Here is a 16,402-nt window from a genome sequence, read left to right on the forward strand (position 1 = left end):
CCTACGGGCGGTCACGAGAGCGGATGTTCCGGTACCCGGTCGCGATAGTGGATGTTCCGGTACCCGGTCGCGAGCGTGGGTGTTCCGGTACCCGGTCGCGAGCGTGGGTGTTCCGGTGGCCGGTCGCGATCGGTGCCGACTCGGCCGAGGTCGGCATCCCGATCCCCGGTCGCCGGCGCTGCCGAGTCGGCGGTGATCGGCGGAGATCGGCGGAGTGCATCGGGCACGACCGCCGCCCCCCGCCTTCGCGGTCAGCCGATCAGCGCGTCCTCGATGCACGGCCGCGCCACGCGATCGCCGCACCGCCGAGCACGATCAGCGCGAGAGCGGCGATGCCGATGCCGCCGTCGATACCGGTCGCGGCCAGGCGCGGACCATCCGCCGTCGCATCGGAGTCGACCGCCGGGGCAGCCGTGGGCGCTGCAGGCGAGGGAGTGCCCGGGGTGGTCGGCGCCGGCGGCGCGGTGATGGTCAGCAGGACCTCGTTCGACACGAGCACCGATCCATCGCCGAGCGTCTGCGAAGCGGAGACGGTGAACCGCGGGCGCCCTTCGCTGTCGGCAGCGACCGTGTCGACGGGCGTGATCAGCACACTGAACGTGCCGTCGGGGGTGACGTCGGCCTGCGTGCCCGCGAGCGTGCCCTCACCGGCACGAACTGCGACCCATGCGGTCGACACGCTCGGGTCGAAGCCCGATCCCGTGACCGTGAAGCCTCCGAGCCAGTCGCCTTCGGGAAAGGTCGTCTTGTCGACCTGGATGCTCGGTGCGACCGGCGCAGGAGTCGCTTCGGTACCCCCGGGCACCTCTTCGGTCACAACGGACTCGGCGGGCACGGTGACCTCTTCGGCAGCTGCAGGGGACGCCGCGAACGCGACGAGGGCGAGGCCGGCGAATGCCGCGACGACACCGGCACGACGGGGGAAGTTCAGGGTGGTCAAGGAGGATCGGGCTTTCGTTCGGGGTTCGATTCGGGCCGCCCATCGGAGGGCGTGCGATGACTCTACGGCACCGGCACGACGACGAATGACGGGTGCGCCCCGCCCTTACCCCGGAGGCGAGCGGATGTCCCGGCTCAGGCCGCCTGCAGCGAGTCCGGCCCGATCTCGGCGACCGAACGGTGCCCCGCGAGCCCCATCGTGAGGTCGAGTTCGGCGATGTGGTTGCGAACCACCTCGCGCACACCGGCGGAGCCCGCGACCGCGAGCCCGTAGGCGTACGGGCGACCGATGCCGACGGCCGTCGCACCGAGAGCGAGCGCCTTGAACGCGTCGGCGCCGCCCCGCACGCCGCTGTCGAGGATCACGGGAATACGCCCGCCGACCCGCTCGACGACGCCGGGCAGCGCGTCTAGCGTCGCGACGGATCCGTCGATCTGGCGACCGCCGTGGTTCGACACCACGAGGCCGTCGACACCGTGGTCGAGGGCTCGCGCTGCGTCATCCGGATGCAGGATGCCCTTCAACACCACCGGAAGCGACGTCCACTCGCGCAGCTTCGCGAGCGAGTCCCACGTGAGCGAGGGGTCGCTGAACACGTCGAGGAACGTCTCGACGGCCGCGCGGGGCAGCGGCGAACGCAACGCCTCACGGACGCCGCCGTCGACGAGGCGGGTGTGCGCACCCGAGCGGGCGATCGCGAACGCCGAGGCGAGCAGGGTCGGGGTGACCTTCGGGCGGGACGCCGATGAACCGCCCCCAACACTGCCCCCGATGCCGTCCGCGGCACCGCCCGCGCCGGAGCGCGCCACCCGCTCGCGCACGAGCTCGGCGAACACCGGATCGCTCGTGTACTGCGCGATGCCCTGCCCGCGCGTGAACGGAAGGTAGGCGGCATCGAGGTCGCGGGTGCGCCAGCCGAGCAGGTGCGTGTCGAGCGTGACCACGATCGCCTCGCAGCCGACCGCTTCTGCGCGACGCACGAACGACGCGTTCAGGTCGTCGGAGGCGCTCCAGTACAGCTGGAACCACCGCGAGCGCGAGCCCATCGCCGCGGCGACCTCCTCCATCGGGCGCGACGCCTGGTTCGAGAGCACGTACGGCACGTCGAGGGCTGCCGCCGCCCGGCCGACCGCGACATCCGCGTCGGCGTGCGCCATCTCGGCGACCCCGATCGGCGAGAGCACGAACGGCGTTGCCCGGCGCCGCCCGAGCAGTTCGATCGACAGGTCGCGCGACGAGACATCGCGCAGGACCCGCGGCCAGATCTGCCGACGCGCGAACGCGGCACGGTTCGCCGCCATGGTCGCCTCGGCGCCGGCGCCTCCCGCGAGGTAGACGAACGCCTCGGCCGACACGGCCTTGCGCGCGGCGCGCTCGAGCGCATCGACGTCGACCGGTACCGCGGGCCGAGTGCCCGAGAGCCCCGCTCGATACACCTCGGACTGCGTGGCGCGCCCGTATCCGCGGTCGTCATCGGCCATTGGTCGCTCCTTCGCGAAGGGTGGTGCTCGGCACGTGCGAGCCAGCGTAGCGGCGACGCCGCCTAGGGTGGAACGGATGTCCCAGATGCCCGACCTGCTCGTCGCCGCGATCGCGCTCGTCCGCGACCGCCGGGTGCTCATGGTCACGGCACGTGACCGCGAGGTGTACTACATGCCCGGCGGCAAGATCGACCAGGGCGAGACCGCCGCCGAGGCCGCCGCGCGCGAGGCGCTCGAAGAGGTCGCGCTCGTGCTCGACCCCGCCGAGCTCGACGAGCTCTTCGAGGTGGTCGTGCAGGCGCACGGGGAACCCGACGGCCGGCTCGTGCGCATGCGCGTGTTCCGCGCCGAGACCGACGCCGCGCCGTTCGCCTCGACCGAGGTCGACGCGCTGCACTGGGTGACGACCGCCGACGCGCGCAGGTGCCCTCCCGCCGGCGTCGAGGTGCTGGCCCGGCTCGCGGCATCCGGAATCATCGACTGATCGCACCCCCCTATCCGATCCGTCAGAGCACCAACGGGCCGAGGTCGGTGCCGTTTCTGACGGATCGAGTCGAAGGAAGCCCCACCCCAGCATCGATCCGGTGCATAGACTGCGAGGATGCCGACCGAGCGCGATCGCGGCGGCGCCGAGCGGATGTCCCGCCGCGACGTCGCGCGATGGTGGACGCTCGACTACGTGTACGCGGCCGTTCGGCAGCTCGCGACGCTGGGCCGGATCGTGCGGCCGAAGCCCCCTGCCGCCTGGAGCCGCGGCGACCCGGAGCGCCCGACGCTGCTGCTGCTCGCCGGCGTGTACGAGCACTGGTCGTTCCTGCGGCCGATCGGCGACGCGCTGGCCGCGCGCGGGCATCGGGTGCGCGTGGTGCACGGCCTCGGCGCCAACCTGCTCGACATCGGCGAGACCGCCCGGCGTGCCCTGCGGGCGCTCGAACGGGCACAGGTCCCGGCGGCCGGCTGGATCATCGTCGCCCACTCGAAGGGCGGGCTGGTCGGCAAGCGGATGCTCCTCGCCGAGGCCGCCCAGCGGGTGAGGTTGCGCGGGGTCGTCGCCATTGCGACGCCGTTCGGCGGCTCGCGTCTCGCACGGTTCGTGCTCGACCCCGTGCTGCGAGAGTTCGACCCCGGAAGCCCGACGATCGTGGAACTCGCGAACGGGGCATCCGTCAACGCGCACATCGTGTCGGTGTTCGGAACGTTCGATCCGCACGTACCCGAGGGCAGCGCGCTCGACGGCGCCACGAACGTGCAGGTGCCCGTCGCAGGCCATTTCCGCATACTCGCCGCCCCCGAGACGCTCGACGCCGTGGTCGACGGAGTCGAGCGGCTGTCGGTGTCGACAAACGTCGGGTGAGCCGCGAGTCAGTGCACGAACTCGAGCAGGTCGCTGCCGACCTGGCGCATGCCGTCGAGCACCGCGAGCCGCGACGAGAGCATCGTGTCGGCGTAGTACATCGACACGGCGTACGACACACTCGCCCGCGGCCCGCGCAGCACGCCGACCTCGCTGCGCACGCCGGCGTCGGTGCCGGTCTTGTTCATGAGCAGCACGTTGTGGTCGGGCGTACGGTGCGCGAGCGGATCGAGTCCGAACGCCGAGGCCACCATCGACAGGTCGGCGTTGAGCGAGAGCCAGCCGACGACGCGCTTCGAGACCTCGGGCGAGACGATCTCGCCGCGGGCGAGCGACGCGAAGAGCCACGTGAGCTCCTTCGCCGACCCGATCGAGAGCTGCGGGGCGTCGTCGGGGCCGCGGTGGTCGCGCACGAGATCGAGCAGCGCCGTGCGCGTGAGCCCGAGCGCCTCGGTGCGGGCGCGCACGGATTCGAGGCCGATGTAGCGGATGAGCACATTCGTGGCGAGGTTGTCGCTCGTTGCGCCGACGAGCGCGGCGAGATCGCCGATGGGCAGCGACGGGGATTGCAGGTGCTGCCAGATGCCCGAGTCGCCGACCGCGTCGCGCGGGTCGCGGTCGAGCACCGTGAACGCCTCGGCCCCCGTCTGCACGAGACGCGACGCGACCTCGACGAGCAGCAGCACCTTGCCGATCGACGCGGTGGGCATGACCACGTGGTCGTCGACCGAGAAGAGCACCTTGCCGGTCGCGAGGTCGGTCGCGCGAGCCGACACCTGCACACCCGCGAGCGCGAGCTCACCGAGGGCGTTGAACCCTCGCGTGAAGTCCTCGTTCGCCTCTTCGGTGCGGTGACGGCCGTGGCGGAAGCTGGCGTGTCGTGCGCGGCGCTCTGAACCCTGCGACGACGTCACCACGGTGATTGCACGCTCTTCCTCTGGGGGCTCGGCGCTCCCCCACCGCGGTCCGCGGCGCGCTCGAGAAGGATGGACTGGACTCTTGCTGCGGTCGATTCCCGGATCGTCGCTGCTCGCATGGAACCGTCTGGAGGGCGGGATCGGGAATCACTCCCCAGCCAGTGTATGACGCGTCGGCGACACGGCTTGCGCACGACCGGCGCGGCGGGAGAACCCCTACCAGATGGTGACGCGCTCGGCGGGGTCGAGCCAGAGCGCGTCACCATCGTTCACGTCGAACGCCGCGTAGAACTCGTCGATGTTGCGCACGATCTGGTTGCAGCGGAACTCGTTGGGCGAGTGCGGGTCGATCGCGAGCAGGCGGATGACCTCCTCGTCGCGACCCTTCATCTGCCAGGCCTGCGCCCACGAGAGGAAGAAGCGCTGCGCGGCCGTGAGCCCATCGATGGCCGGGGCATCGTCGACCGAACCGCCGAGCGAGAGCACGTACGCCTTCCAGGCGATCGCGAGACCGCCGAGGTCGCCGATGTTCTCGCCGATCGTGAGGGCACCGTTCACGCGATGAGCGGATGTCGCGGACGGGTCATCCGACTCGGTTTGCTCGCCTTCGACGACCGAGGCGGCGTCGGCAACGGCGTCGGCATCGTTATCGGTATCGGCATCGGCGTCGCCGTCGGCCAGCTGCTCGGGCACCAGCGCGTCGTACTGGGCAATGAGCGCCTTCGTGCGCTCCTCGAACGCCGCGCGGTCGTCTTCGGTCCACCAATCGGTGAGGCGGCCGTCGCCGTCGTACTTCGAGCCCTGGTCGTCGAAGCCGTGGCCGATCTCGTGGCCGATGACCGCGCCGATCGCGCCGTAGTTGGCCGCGGCGTCACGCTCGGGCGTGAAGAACGGGTACTGCAGGATGGCCGCCGGGAACACGATCTCGTTGAAGCCCGGGTTGTAGTAGGCGTTGATGGTCTGCGGCGTCATGAACCACTCGTCGCGGTCGATCGGCTTGCCGATCTTGCCGAGCTCGCGGTTGAACTCGTACTCGGCCGTCGCGCGCACGTTGCCGACGAGGTCGTCGGCGCTGACCTGCAGCGAGGAGTAGTCGCGCCACTTCACCGGGAAGCCGATCTTGGGCGTGAACTTCGCGAGCTTGTCGAGCGCGCGTTCGCGGGTCTTCGCGCCCATCCAGTCGAGCCCCGTGATCGACTGGCGGTACGCCTCGACGAGGTTGGCGACCAGCTCGTCCATCGCCTCCTTCGCCGCGGGCGGGAAGTGCCGCTCGACGTAGATGCGGCCCACCGCCTCGCCCATGGCGCCCTCGACGAGCGAGACGCCTCGCTTCCAGCGCTCGCGCATCTGCGGGGTGCCCGTGAGCGTGCGGCCGTAGAAGTCGAAGTTCGCCTCGACGAAGTCGTTCGAGAGGTAGGCGGCGCTCGAGCGGATCACCTGCCAGGCGAGCCAGTCCTTCCACGCCGGAAGCCGGTCTTCGGTGAGGAGGGCGCCGAGGCCGGCGACGAAGGAGGGCTGGCGCACGACGACCTCGTCGAACGCGCCGCCGGGCACGCCCATCGCGTCGCGCCAGAGGTTCAGGTCGACGGATGCCGCTGCGAGGACCTCGCTCCAACCGGTGAGGTTGTACGTCTTCTCGCTGTCGCGGGATGCCACGTTGTCCCAGTGGGCCTCGGCGATGGCGGTCTCGAGGTCGAAGACGCGCACGGCCCGGTCGGCCGGGTCGTCGAGCTGGGCGAGCCCGAACATGCGCTCGAGGTGGGCGTTGTACGCGGTGCGGATGCCGGCGAACCGCTCCTCGCGGAAGTAGCTCTCGTCGGGCAGGCCGATGCCGCCCTGCTCGACGAACACGAGGTAGCGCTCGGGGTCGCCCGGGTCGTTGTCCACGAAGAGCTGGGCGAAGCCCGTGACACCCTGACGCTCGAGGCGACCGAGGATCTCGAGCAGCGACTCGACGGAGTTCACGAGTGCGACGTCGACGAGCTGCGCGGCGATCGGGGTCGCGCCCAGCAGCTCGACGTGCTCTTCGTTCATGAAGCTCGCGTACAGGTCGCCGACCTTGCGGGCCTCGGTGCCGGCCTCGGCCTGCTGCGCCTCTTCGATGATCTCGCGCACGGCCTGCTCGGCCTCTTCGTGCAGCACGAGGAACGAGCCGTACCTGGCCTTGTCGGCGGGGATCTCGGTGCGTTCGATCCACCGGCCGTTGACGTGGCGGAACAGGTCGTCCTGTGGGCGCACGGTCTCGTCGAGCTCGTCGTGCTGGATTCCGGAGGGCAGTGCGACGTCGGTCATTCGACCAGCCTATGCGGGAGGCCCGGCGAGTGGGGTCAGCGCAGCTGTGCGAAGCCCTCGGCCTTTCGTGTCGGCCCCACGATGAGGATCGTGTCGTCGACGCCCAGCACGGTGTCGGCATCTGCGTTCGTCCACTCGGCTCCGGGCTTCTTGTAGGCCGCCACGGTCACGCCGAACTCCTTGCGAAGGCCGGTCTTGCCGAGCGGAATGCCGCAGAGTCGGGCGGGCGGCGACGACTTCACGACCACGTAGCCGCGCTCGACCTCGACGTAGTCCTGCGCGGCGCCACGCACGAGGTGCGCCACTTTGCGGCCCATCTCCTGCTCGGGGTAGATGACGTGGTGCACCCCGAGTTGCTCGAGGATCAGGCCGTGCCGCTCGTCGCCGACCTTCGCCCAGATGACGGGGATCTTGAGGCTCAGCAGCACCGAGCACGTGAGGATCGAGGCCGAGATGTCGTCGCCGATCGCAACGACCACGCGGTCGAACTCGTGGACGGCGAGCTGGCGCAGCGCCTCCTCCTTCGTGGAGTCCGCGCGGACGACCTGCGTGAGCTGGCCGTTCAGCGCCTGCACGAGGTCTTCGTCGACGTCGATGCCGAGCACCTCGGTGCCGCCGGCCATGAGCTCGAGCGCGAGCGAACTGCCGAACCGGCCGAGGCCGATGACGGCGACCGAGTCGGCTTCGGCGATGCGCCGCGACGTGTCGGCGGCGAAGATCGCGAATCTAGCCAATAGCGGGCCTCTCCTTCGGGTATTCGTACAGGATCCGGCGCTCGCGGAGCGCGATCGCCGAGCCCAGGGTCAGCGGCCCGAGCCGGCCGAGGAACATGAGCAGCACCAGGATGACCTTCGCCGCATCGGGCAGGCCGGCCGTGATCCCCGTCGACAGCCCCACCGTCGCGAACGCCGACACGGCCTCGAAGAGCAACCGGTCGAGGTCCATTCCGGTGATGAGCATGAGCAGGGCCGTCGCGATGACCACGGCCGCCACGGCGATCAGCACGACGGTGATCGCCTGCCGATGCACCGCGCGCGAGAGCCGCTTGCCGAAGATGTTCACCGCGCCCTCGCCGCGCAGCTCGGTCATCATGATGAAGAACAGCACGGCGAACGTCGTCACCTTGATGCCGCCCGCGGTGCCGGCGGGCCCGCCGCCGATGAACATCAGCACGTCCATGCCGAGCCAGGTCTCGTCGCGCATCAGGCCGATGTCGACCGAGTTGAAGCCCGCGGTGCGGGTCTGCACCGACTGGAAGAACCCCGCCAACACCCGCGCGGCGGGGTCGAGCGCGCCGAACGTCTCGGGGTTGTTCCACTCGATCACGGTGATGTACGCGGTGCCTGCGACGAGCAGCGTCACGGTGCCCGTCAGCACGAGCTTGGTGTTCATCGTCCAGTGCAGCGGCCGGGTGAACTCCTTGCGGAGCTGCATGATCACGGGGAATCCGAGCCCGCCGAGGATGATGGCGCCCGCGAGCGACAGGCAGATCCAAGGGTCGCTCACGAACCCGATGAGGTTGTCGCTGTAGAGGGCGAACCCGGCGTTGTTGAACGACGACACCGAGTGGAACGCGGCGTGCCACGCCGCCTCACCGACCCCGTAGCCGTACCCCAGCATGAACCGCGGGAACAGCAGCACGAAGACGGCGACCTCGATCGTGAGCGAGATCAGCACGATGCCCCGTACGAGCCCGCGCACGTCGTCGAACCCGATCGCCTTCGCCTCGCTCGCCGTGTTCAGGCGCGACCTCACCGACATGCGGCGCGCGAGCAGCAGCCCGATCAGGGCGGCGAAGATCATGATGCCGAGCCCGCCCAGCTGGATGAGCAGCATGATGACGACCTGCCCGAAGGGGCTCCAGAACGTGGGGGTGTCGAGCACGGTGAGGCCCGTCACGCAGACGGCCGAGGTCGCCGTGAACAGCGCATCGACGAACGACGGGGGCACGCCCTCGGTCGCCGAGATCGGCAACATGAGCAGAACCGTGCCGACCAGCACGGCGCCGCCGAAGCCGACCACCACGACCTGCGCGGGGTGCAGGCGGAATGCCCTGCGACGCGACATCCGTCGCGCCGGTCGCAGCCTCGCACCAGTACTCACGCACGCAACACTATTCCGCTCGGCTCGCCGATGGGCGAGCGGATGACCCATCGAGTGCCGTGGGCGCGAGCGAGGCCCGGGTCGGTGGCCGCGCTTAGGCTCGAGACGCCATGAGCAAGACCGTTGAACGCCGTTCCGTCGACCGCGACATCCTGCGGCTCGCGGTGCCCGCGCTCGGCGCGCTCATCGCCGAGCCGCTCTTCCTGCTCGCCGACACCGCCATGATCGGCCACCTCGGGGCGACGCCGCTCGCGGGGCTCGGGCTCGCGAGCGCGATCCTGCAGACGATCATCGGGCTGATGGTGTTCCTCGCCTACGCGACGACGCCCGCGGTGGCGCGGCGCGTCGGCACGGGCGATCGCCGTGGCGCGGTCGCGGCGGGCATCGACGGGCTCTGGCTGGCGCTCGGCCTCGGCGCGGTGCTCGCCGTCGCGGGGTGGTTCGCCACTCCCCTGCTGGTGGGCCTGTTCGGGGCCGCGGGCGACGTCGCCGCCGAGGCATCCGTGTACCTGTCGATCTCGATGGCCGGGCTGCCCGCCATGCTCGTCGTCTTCGCGGCCACCGGACTGCTGCGGGGCCTGCAGGACACGCGCACGCCGCTGTGGGTCGCCGGCATCGGGTTCACCGTCAACATCGCGCTCAACTACGTGTTCATCTACGTGCTCGGCTGGGGCATCGCCGGGTCGGCGTGGGGCACGGTCGTCGCGCAGTGGGGCATGGTGCTCGTGTATCTCGTGGTCGTCGGTCGCCATGCCGCGCGCGAAGGGGCGAGCCCGTGGCCGCACCACGCCGGCGTGCTGCGTGGGGCACGGTCGGGCGGGTGGCTGTTCCTGCGCACCGCGAGCCTGCGGGCGGCGCTGCTGCTGGCGACCTGGGCGGCGACCTCGCTCGGGTCGAACGAGCTCGCCGCGTTCCAGGTCGCGATCACCCTCTACTTCACCATCGGGTTCGCGCTCGACGCCCTCGCGATCGCCGCGCAGGCCCTCGTCGGGCTCGGACTCGGCGCGGGCGACGTCGCCCGGGTGCGCGCAGTGCTGCGACGCTGCCTGCAGTGGGGCATCGGCGGCGGCGTGGTCGTCGGGGCACTCGTCATCGCGACGGCGTGGGTGCTGCCCGCGCTCTTCACGAGCTCTCCCGAGGTCCAGGCGCTGCTGCCGCCGACGCTCGTCGTGCTCGGGCTCTCTGCGCCGCTCGGCGGACTCGTGTTCGTGCTCGACGGCGTGCTCATCGGCGCGGGCGACGCGCGCTACCTCGCCTGGACCGGCCTCGTCAACCTCGCGGTGTTCGTGCCGCTCGCCGTCGCCGTCGTCGCGGTCGCACCGGCCGGCGCGGCCGGGCCCGCGTGGCTCATGGCGGCGTTCGCGATCGGGTACCTCGCGGCGCGCGCTGTCACCCTGTGGCTGCGAGCGCGCGGATCGGCGTGGATGATCACCGGCGCGCCCGGCTGAGAGAGGATCGCACCATGACCACGCTCCTCGTCACCGGCGGCACGGGCAAGCTCGGCCGCCCGACCGTAGCGACGCTTCGCTCTGCAGGGCACGACGTGCGGGTGCTGAGCCGCCGCGAGGGCGAAGGCCACGTCTTCGGTGACCTTCGTACCGGCGTCGGAATCCGGGATGCGGTCGACGGGGTCGACACCGTGCTGCACCTCGCCACGCGCAACGGGCGGGGTGATGTCGCGCTGGCGCGCACCCTGCTCGACGAGTGTCGGGTCGCCGGCATCCGTCACCTGATCTACACGTCGATCGTGGGCGTCGACCGAATTCCGCTCGGCTACTACCGCGAGAAGCTCGCGATCGAGCAGCTGCTCGCGTCGTCGGGCTTGCCGCACACGATCCTGCGTGCGACGCAGTTCCACGAACTCGTCGAGCGGCTGTTCAGCGTGCAGCGCCACCTGCCGGTCGTGTTCGCACCGAAGTTCTCATTCCAGCCGATCGCGACCGGGGACATCGCAACCCGCTTGGCCGAGCTCGCCGTCGCGGAAGCCGCAGGTCGCGTTCCCGACATCGGTGGGCCCGAACAACTGCCGGCGTCCGACCTCGCACGGCAGTGGGAGCAGGCGGCATCCGTGCGGCGCAAGATCACGCCGATCTCACTCCCCGGCCGGATCTTCGCCGGCTACGCGGCCGGCCACAACCTCGTGCCTGGCCCCGCCTACGGAACGCAGACGTTCGCGGACTTCCTGGCGGAACGCCACGGAGTGCGCCCATGACACTTGCACTGCGCATCGGGCTCGCCGCGCTCGCGCTCATCGAAATGACGCTCGGACTCTGGACACTGCTCTTTCCCGAGAGCTTCTACGACGACGTGTCGACCGTGAACCTCACGCCTCCCTACAGCGAACACCTGTTCCGCGATTTCGGCGGGGCGACGCTCGGGCTGGCCATCGTCCTCGGTGCCGCGGCCATCTGGCCCCAGACGAAGTGGGTGATCGTCGCGCTCCTCGCGTACCTCGCCTTCGCGGTACCGCACCTGGTGTTCCACCTCGGGCACCTGCACGACGCCTCCGATGTCGAGGCGGCGATCCTCACGATCGGGCTCTGGGTGCTCGTGGTGCTGCCTCTGGCGCTCATCGGAGTCGCGCTCGTGCGCATGCGGCGCGGAGGCCGCGTGCCGCGCGGCACCGGATCGCCGAAACCAGCACGCGACTGAGCGCGACGATACGCCTGACTCACGCGTTCGCGAGCATTCCGAAGCGGTTCGGGCGCCGCGGCCGATGCGGAGCGGTCCGGACGCCGCGGCCGGGTGCGGCGTCCGGGCTCAGCGCGCCGCGCGAGCCGGGTGCGGCGCCGTGGTGTCGCCGACGTGCAGGGTGCTCGTGAAGCACACCGACTCGCCCGGCTCCCCGGCGAGCAACTGCACGACCGCTTCGCCCGCCGCTCGCCCCTTCGCCACCGAAGGCTGGGCGAGGGTCGTGAGGTCGTGCTGCAACCCGTCGACGCGGATGCCGTCGAACCCGAGCACACTGAGCTCGGCGGGCACGGCGATGCCGAGCTCCTCGGCGGCATTGATGACCCCGGCGGCCAGCAGGTCGCTCTGGGCGATGATCGCGCTGGGGCGGGTCGCCGGGTCTGCCAGCAGGGCGAGGCCGGCCTCGCGGCCCTCTTCGATCGAGCTCGCGGCGGCGGCGCGTCCGTTGGCATCGGGGAACACCAGCCGGGCGCCGGCGAGCCGCTCGCTCGCGGTGTCGGCGGTGCTCGCGGCGATGAGCTCGGGCGTCAGCGGACCACGCGTGCGGTCGGCGTCGAACGGGAGTGTCACGAGCGCGACATCCGTGTGCCCGAGTTCACGCAGGTACTCGGCGCCACGCCTCGTGGCCTCACGATTGTCGATCGAGATCTGGGGCACGCCCTCTCCCGCCGCGCCCTCGATCGCGACCGCCGGGATGCCACGGCGGCGCAGCACCTCGACCGCGTCGCCGAGCCGTGGGCTGCAGCCGACGAGCACGACCGCGTCGACCGGTGCGCTCTCGATGCCGACCGCGTTGCCGCCCGCCTCGCCGGTATCACGCGACTGAGCGCGACGATACGCCTGACTCACGCGTTCGCGAGCATTCCGAAGCGGTCCGGGCGCCGCGGCCGATGCGGAGCGGTCCGGACGCCGCGGCCGGGTGCGGCGTCCGGGCTCAGCGCGCCGCGCGAGCCGGGTGCGGCGCCGTGGTGTCGCCGACGTGCAGGGTGCTCGTGAAGCACACCGACTCGCCCGGCTCCCCGGCGAGCAACTGCACGACCGCTTCGCCCGCCGCTCGCCCCTTCGCCACCGAAGGCTGGGCGAGGGTCGTGAGGTCGTGCTGCAACCCGTCGACGCGGATGCCGTCGAACCCGAGCACACTGAGCTCGGCGGGCACGGCGATGCCGAGCTCCTCGGCGGCATTGATGACCCCGGCGGCCAGCAGGTCGCTCTGGGCGATGATCGCGCTGGGGCGGGTCGCCGGGTCTGCCAGCAGGGCGAGGCCGGCCTCGCGGCCCTCTTCGATCGAGCTCGCGGCGGCGGCGCGTCCGTTGGCATCGGGGAACACCAGCCGGGCGCCGGCGAGCCGCTCGCTCGCGGTGTCGGCGGTGCTCGCGGCGATGAGCTCGGGCGTCAGCGGACCACGCGTGCGGTCGGCGTCGAACGGGAGTGTCACGAGCGCGACATCCGTGTGCCCGAGTTCACGCAGGTACTCGGCGCCACGCCTCGTGGCCTCACGATTGTCGATCGAGATCTGGGGCACGCCCTCTCCCGCCGCGCCCTCGATCGCGACCGCCGGGATGCCACGGCGGCGCAGCACCTCGACCGCGTCGCCGAGCCGTGGGCTGCAGCCGACGAGCACGACCGCGTCGACCGGTGCGCTCTCGATGCCGACCGCGTTGCCGCCCGCCTCGCCGGTATCGGTGAGCAGCAGCAGGCCCGCACCGAGCGGCGCGATGCCCTCGGTGATGCCGTCGAGCATCTGGATCTTCACCGGGTCGAGGAACGCCGCCCGCACCCGCTCCTCGAGCACGACGCCGACGATGCCCGAGCGTCCGCGGCGCAGCGACCGCGCGCGCGGGTCGGGTCCCGCGTAGCCGAGTTCGGCGGCGGCGGCGAGGACGCGCTCCTTCGTGGCATCCGACACCGGGCCGGAGCCGCTGAACGCGAGCGAGGCGGTCGATGCCGACACGCCGGCGCGGGCCGCGACATCGGCGAGCGTGGGTCGTGCGAGCGTGCCCTCACGCGGGGCAGGTTCGGACTGCATGCGCCCGATTCTAGGCCGAATCGATTCGAGGGGGCCGGGAAAACTCTCCGACCGATGCGCACCGAGCGCGCTGCCGCGCCCTCACTCCGGATGCCGCAGCTCAGGAGAATGGGCGCAGTCCTCCGGCTGGGGCGGGGATGGGTCCTCTTTTCCTCAGTTGCGCGAGGGGCGTGCCAGGGTGAGCGGCGCTGGCGCGCCTCCTCACCCACCACAGTGCGGCGCTGGCGCGCCTCCTCAACCCACGGGTGCGGCGACCTCGTCGCGCGCGGCCGCGAACGCCTCGACGCAGCGGCGGATCTCCTCCTCGGAGTGCGCTGCCGACAGCTGCACCCGGATGCGCGCCGCACCGCGCGGCACCACCGGGAAGCTGAACGCCGTCACGTACACGCCCCGCGCCTGCAGGGCGTCGGCGATGCGCGCCGTGAGCGCCGCGTCGCCGAACATGACGGGCACGATCGGGTGCTCGCCGGGCAGCAGGTCGAAACCCTCGGCCTCCATGAGCGAGCGGAACAGCGCCGCGTTCGCCTGCAGCCGTTCGCGCAGCGACCCCGACGACTCGAGCAGTTCGAGCGCCTGCAGCGTGCCGGCGACGATCGCCGGCGCGAGCGTGTTCGAGAAGAGGTACGGCCGGGCGCGCTGGCGCAGCAGCGCCACGATCTCGGCGCGCGCGGCCACGTACCCGCCGGATGCTCCGCCGAGGGCCTTGCCGAACGTGCCGGTCGTGATGTCGACCCGGCCCTCGACACCGCAGTACTCGGGCGTACCGCGCCCGTGCGAGCCCACGAAGCCCACGGCATGCGAGTCGTCTACGAAGACGAGGGCGTCGTACCTGTCGGCCAGATCGCAGATCTCGGCGAGCGGGGCGATGTAGCCGTCCATCGAGAAGACCCCGTCGGTGACGATCACGCGGCGGCGCGCGCCTGCGGCCGCCACGAGCTGCGCCTCGAGGTCGGCCATGTCCCGGTTCTTGTAGCGGAACCGCTGCGCCTTCGACAGCCTGATGCCGTCGATGATCGACGCGTGGTTGAGCTCGTCGCTGATGATCGCGTCGTCGGCTCCGAAGAGCACCTCGAACACGCCCCCGTTCGCGTCGAAGCACGACGAGAACAGGATCGTGTCGTCATAGCCCAGGAACGCCGACACGCGGCCCTCGAGTTCGAGGTGCAGTTCCTGCGTTCCGCAGATGAATCGCACGCTCGCGAGTCCGTAGCCCCACTCGTCGAGGCCGCGGTGCGCCGCCTCGACGATGCGCGGGTCGTTGGCGAGCCCGAGGTAGTTGTTGGCGCAGAAGTTCAGCACCTCGCGCCCGCCGACCTCGATCTGCGAGGACTGCGGGCCGTGGATGCCGCGCTCGCGCTTGGTGAGGCCGGCCGCCTCGATCTCGTCGAGTTCGGCGCGAAGCTGGTCGCGGACCGTCGTGTACATCAGAGCTCCGTCCAGTCGAGGATGACCTTGCCCACGCCGCCGGACGCGGCAGCGTCGAATGCCGTGCGCCACTCGCGCGCGGGGTATCGATCACTGATGATCGACGCCACACGCGACCGCAGCTGCTCGCTCGTCTGCAGCATGGCGCTCATCGAGTTCCACGTCTCGAACATCTCGCGTCCGTAGATGCCCTTGAGCGTGAGCATGTGGGTGACCACCTTGCCCCAGTCGACGGCGTACGGCTCGGCGGGAAGGCCGAGCAGGGCCATCCGACCGCCGTGATTCATGTTCTCGATCATCTCGGGCAGCGCGCGAGGCGACCCGCTCATCTCGAAGCCGACGTCGAAGCCCTCGCGCATGCCCAACTGCTCCTGCGCGGAGCGCACGCGCTCCGTCGAGACGTCGACGGCGGCGTCGGCGCCCATGGCGAGCGCGAGCTCGAGCCGCGCGGGCGACACGTCGGAGGCGACGATGAAGCGGGCGCCGACGTGGCGCGCGACGGCGATCGACATCAGGCCGATCGGGCCGCAGCCCGTGACCAGCACGTCTTCGCCGACGACCGAGAACGCGAGGGCGGTGTGCACGGCGTTGCCGAACGGGTCGAAGATCGCACCGACCTCGGGCTCGACGGGCGAGTGGTGCACCCACACGTTCTCGCCGGGCAGCACCACGTACTCGGCGAAGGCGCCGTCGCGGTGCAGGCCGAGACCCTGGGTGCGGATGCACATCTGTCGCCGCCCCGCGCGGCAGTTGCGGCACATGCCGCACACGACGTGTCCCTCGCCCGACACGTGGTCGCCGACGGCGACGTCGTGCACGAGCTCGCCGACCTCGACGACCTCGCCGTAGAACTCGTGCCCGGGCACGAGCGGTGCGGCGATCGTGGACGCGGCCCAGTCGTCCCACTTCTCGATGTGCAGGTCGGTGCCGCAGATACCGGTGCGCAGCACCCGGATCTTCACGTCGGCGGGCCCCGGTTCGGGCTCGGGCCGGTCGACGTATTCCAGTCCGGCGCCGGGGGCGGGTTTGTAGAGGGCCTTCATGTGCTCGGAACTCCGTTGTTTCGGCGCACGAACCGCTGGGTGCGGCGGTTCATGCGGGTGGTCCGGTGGGTGCGCCGGATGACTCAGCCATCGTATCGGCGCGGATGTCTCAGGGCCGGGCGAGGCGCGG

15 protein-coding genes are annotated in these 16,402 nt (G+C 71.1%); 5 read left to right on the forward strand and 10 right to left on the reverse strand.

Annotated features, from left to right (window positions below; translation table 11 throughout):
- Positions 1 to 259: 259 nt before the first annotated feature.
- Positions 260 to 940: a hypothetical protein gene (locus LQ757_RS00225; RefSeq protein ID WP_231045207.1), complete on the reverse strand. Its 681-nt coding sequence runs from the start codon at positions 938 to 940 to the stop codon at positions 260 to 262.
- Positions 941 to 1,074: 134 nt separating this feature from the next.
- Entirely contained in the window at positions 1,075 to 2,421 is a 1,347-nt protein-coding gene (locus LQ757_RS00230) for an alpha-hydroxy-acid oxidizing protein (protein ID WP_231045208.1), read from the reverse strand.
- A 76-nt stretch (positions 2,422 to 2,497) separates the two neighbouring features.
- On the opposite strand from LQ757_RS00230, the gene LQ757_RS00235 reads away from it, so the two are divergent.
- Positions 2,498 to 2,905 (forward strand): NUDIX domain-containing protein, encoded by a 408-nt coding sequence (locus LQ757_RS00235; RefSeq protein WP_231045209.1) that lies wholly within the window; start codon positions 2,498 to 2,500, stop codon positions 2,903 to 2,905.
- A 117-nt stretch (positions 2,906 to 3,022) separates the two neighbouring features.
- Complete coding sequence (locus tag LQ757_RS00240; protein ID WP_231045210.1) at positions 3,023 to 3,775, forward strand: esterase/lipase family protein; 753 nt, start codon at positions 3,023 to 3,025, stop codon at positions 3,773 to 3,775.
- Between the two features lie 8 nt (positions 3,776 to 3,783).
- Here the strand turns inward: LQ757_RS00240 and LQ757_RS00245 are convergent, their stop codons facing one another.
- The 4 genes from LQ757_RS00245 to LQ757_RS00260 all read right to left on the reverse strand — a co-directional run bounded on the left by LQ757_RS00245 (position 3,784) and on the right by LQ757_RS00260 (position 9,051).
- A complete protein-coding gene (locus LQ757_RS00245) occupies positions 3,784 to 4,689 on the reverse strand; it encodes a serine hydrolase (RefSeq protein ID WP_231045211.1) in 906 nt (301 codons plus the stop codon).
- A 219-nt stretch (positions 4,690 to 4,908) separates the two neighbouring features.
- Positions 4,909 to 6,984: a M13 family metallopeptidase gene (locus LQ757_RS00250; RefSeq protein ID WP_231045212.1), complete on the reverse strand. Its 2,076-nt coding sequence runs from the start codon at positions 6,982 to 6,984 to the stop codon at positions 4,909 to 4,911.
- Positions 6,985 to 7,019: 35 nt separating this feature from the next.
- Positions 7,020 to 7,718, reverse strand: coding sequence for a potassium channel family protein (locus LQ757_RS00255; RefSeq protein ID WP_231045213.1), 699 nt, complete (start codon positions 7,716 to 7,718; stop codon positions 7,020 to 7,022).
- Positions 7,711 to 9,051 carry a TrkH family potassium uptake protein gene (locus LQ757_RS00260; protein ID WP_231045214.1) on the reverse strand — a complete coding sequence of 447 codons (1,341 nt, stop codon included), beginning with the start codon at positions 9,049 to 9,051 and terminating at the stop codon, positions 7,711 to 7,713. The genes LQ757_RS00255 and LQ757_RS00260 overlap by 8 nt, the downstream gene beginning before the upstream one ends.
- Before the next feature lie 146 nt (positions 9,052 to 9,197).
- Between LQ757_RS00260 and LQ757_RS00265 the strand changes: the two genes are divergently transcribed.
- The 3 genes from LQ757_RS00265 to LQ757_RS00275 are packed head-to-tail and all read left to right on the forward strand — an operon-like array spanning position 9,198 to position 11,739.
- Entirely contained in the window at positions 9,198 to 10,535 is a 1,338-nt protein-coding gene (locus LQ757_RS00265) for an MATE family efflux transporter (protein ID WP_231045215.1), read from the forward strand.
- A gap of 14 nt (positions 10,536 to 10,549) precedes the next feature.
- On the forward strand, positions 10,550 to 11,299 hold the full coding sequence (locus LQ757_RS00270) for an SDR family oxidoreductase (RefSeq protein ID WP_231045216.1): 750 nt from the start codon (positions 10,550 to 10,552) through the stop codon (positions 11,297 to 11,299).
- On the forward strand, positions 11,296 to 11,739 hold the full coding sequence (locus LQ757_RS00275) for a DUF4345 family protein (protein WP_231045217.1): 444 nt from the start codon (positions 11,296 to 11,298) through the stop codon (positions 11,737 to 11,739). The genes LQ757_RS00270 and LQ757_RS00275 overlap by 4 nt, the downstream gene beginning before the upstream one ends.
- Positions 11,740 to 11,847: 108 nt before the next feature.
- Here the strand turns inward: LQ757_RS00275 and LQ757_RS00280 are convergent, their stop codons facing one another.
- The 4 genes from LQ757_RS00280 to tdh all read right to left on the reverse strand — a co-directional run bounded on the left by LQ757_RS00280 (position 11,848) and on the right by tdh (position 16,272).
- Positions 11,848 to 12,627: a substrate-binding domain-containing protein gene (locus LQ757_RS00280; protein WP_231045218.1), complete on the reverse strand. Its 780-nt coding sequence runs from the start codon at positions 12,625 to 12,627 to the stop codon at positions 11,848 to 11,850.
- A gap of 85 nt (positions 12,628 to 12,712) precedes the next feature.
- Positions 12,713 to 13,804 carry a LacI family DNA-binding transcriptional regulator gene (locus LQ757_RS00285; protein ID WP_231045219.1) on the reverse strand — a complete coding sequence of 364 codons (1,092 nt, stop codon included), beginning with the start codon at positions 13,802 to 13,804 and terminating at the stop codon, positions 12,713 to 12,715.
- A gap of 234 nt (positions 13,805 to 14,038) precedes the next feature.
- Positions 14,039 to 15,229 carry a glycine C-acetyltransferase gene (locus LQ757_RS00290; protein ID WP_231045220.1) on the reverse strand — a complete coding sequence of 397 codons (1,191 nt, stop codon included), beginning with the start codon at positions 15,227 to 15,229 and terminating at the stop codon, positions 14,039 to 14,041.
- Positions 15,229 to 16,272 (reverse strand): L-threonine 3-dehydrogenase, encoded by a 1,044-nt coding sequence (gene tdh / locus LQ757_RS00295; protein ID WP_231045221.1) that lies wholly within the window; start codon positions 16,270 to 16,272, stop codon positions 15,229 to 15,231. Before tdh ends, LQ757_RS00290 begins: the two co-directional genes overlap by 1 nt.
- Between the last annotated feature and the right edge of the window lie 130 nt (positions 16,273 to 16,402).

The sequence above is a fragment of the Agromyces cavernae genome (assembly GCF_021044935.1).
Classification (GTDB): domain Bacteria; phylum Actinomycetota; class Actinomycetes; order Actinomycetales; family Microbacteriaceae; genus Agromyces; species Agromyces cavernae.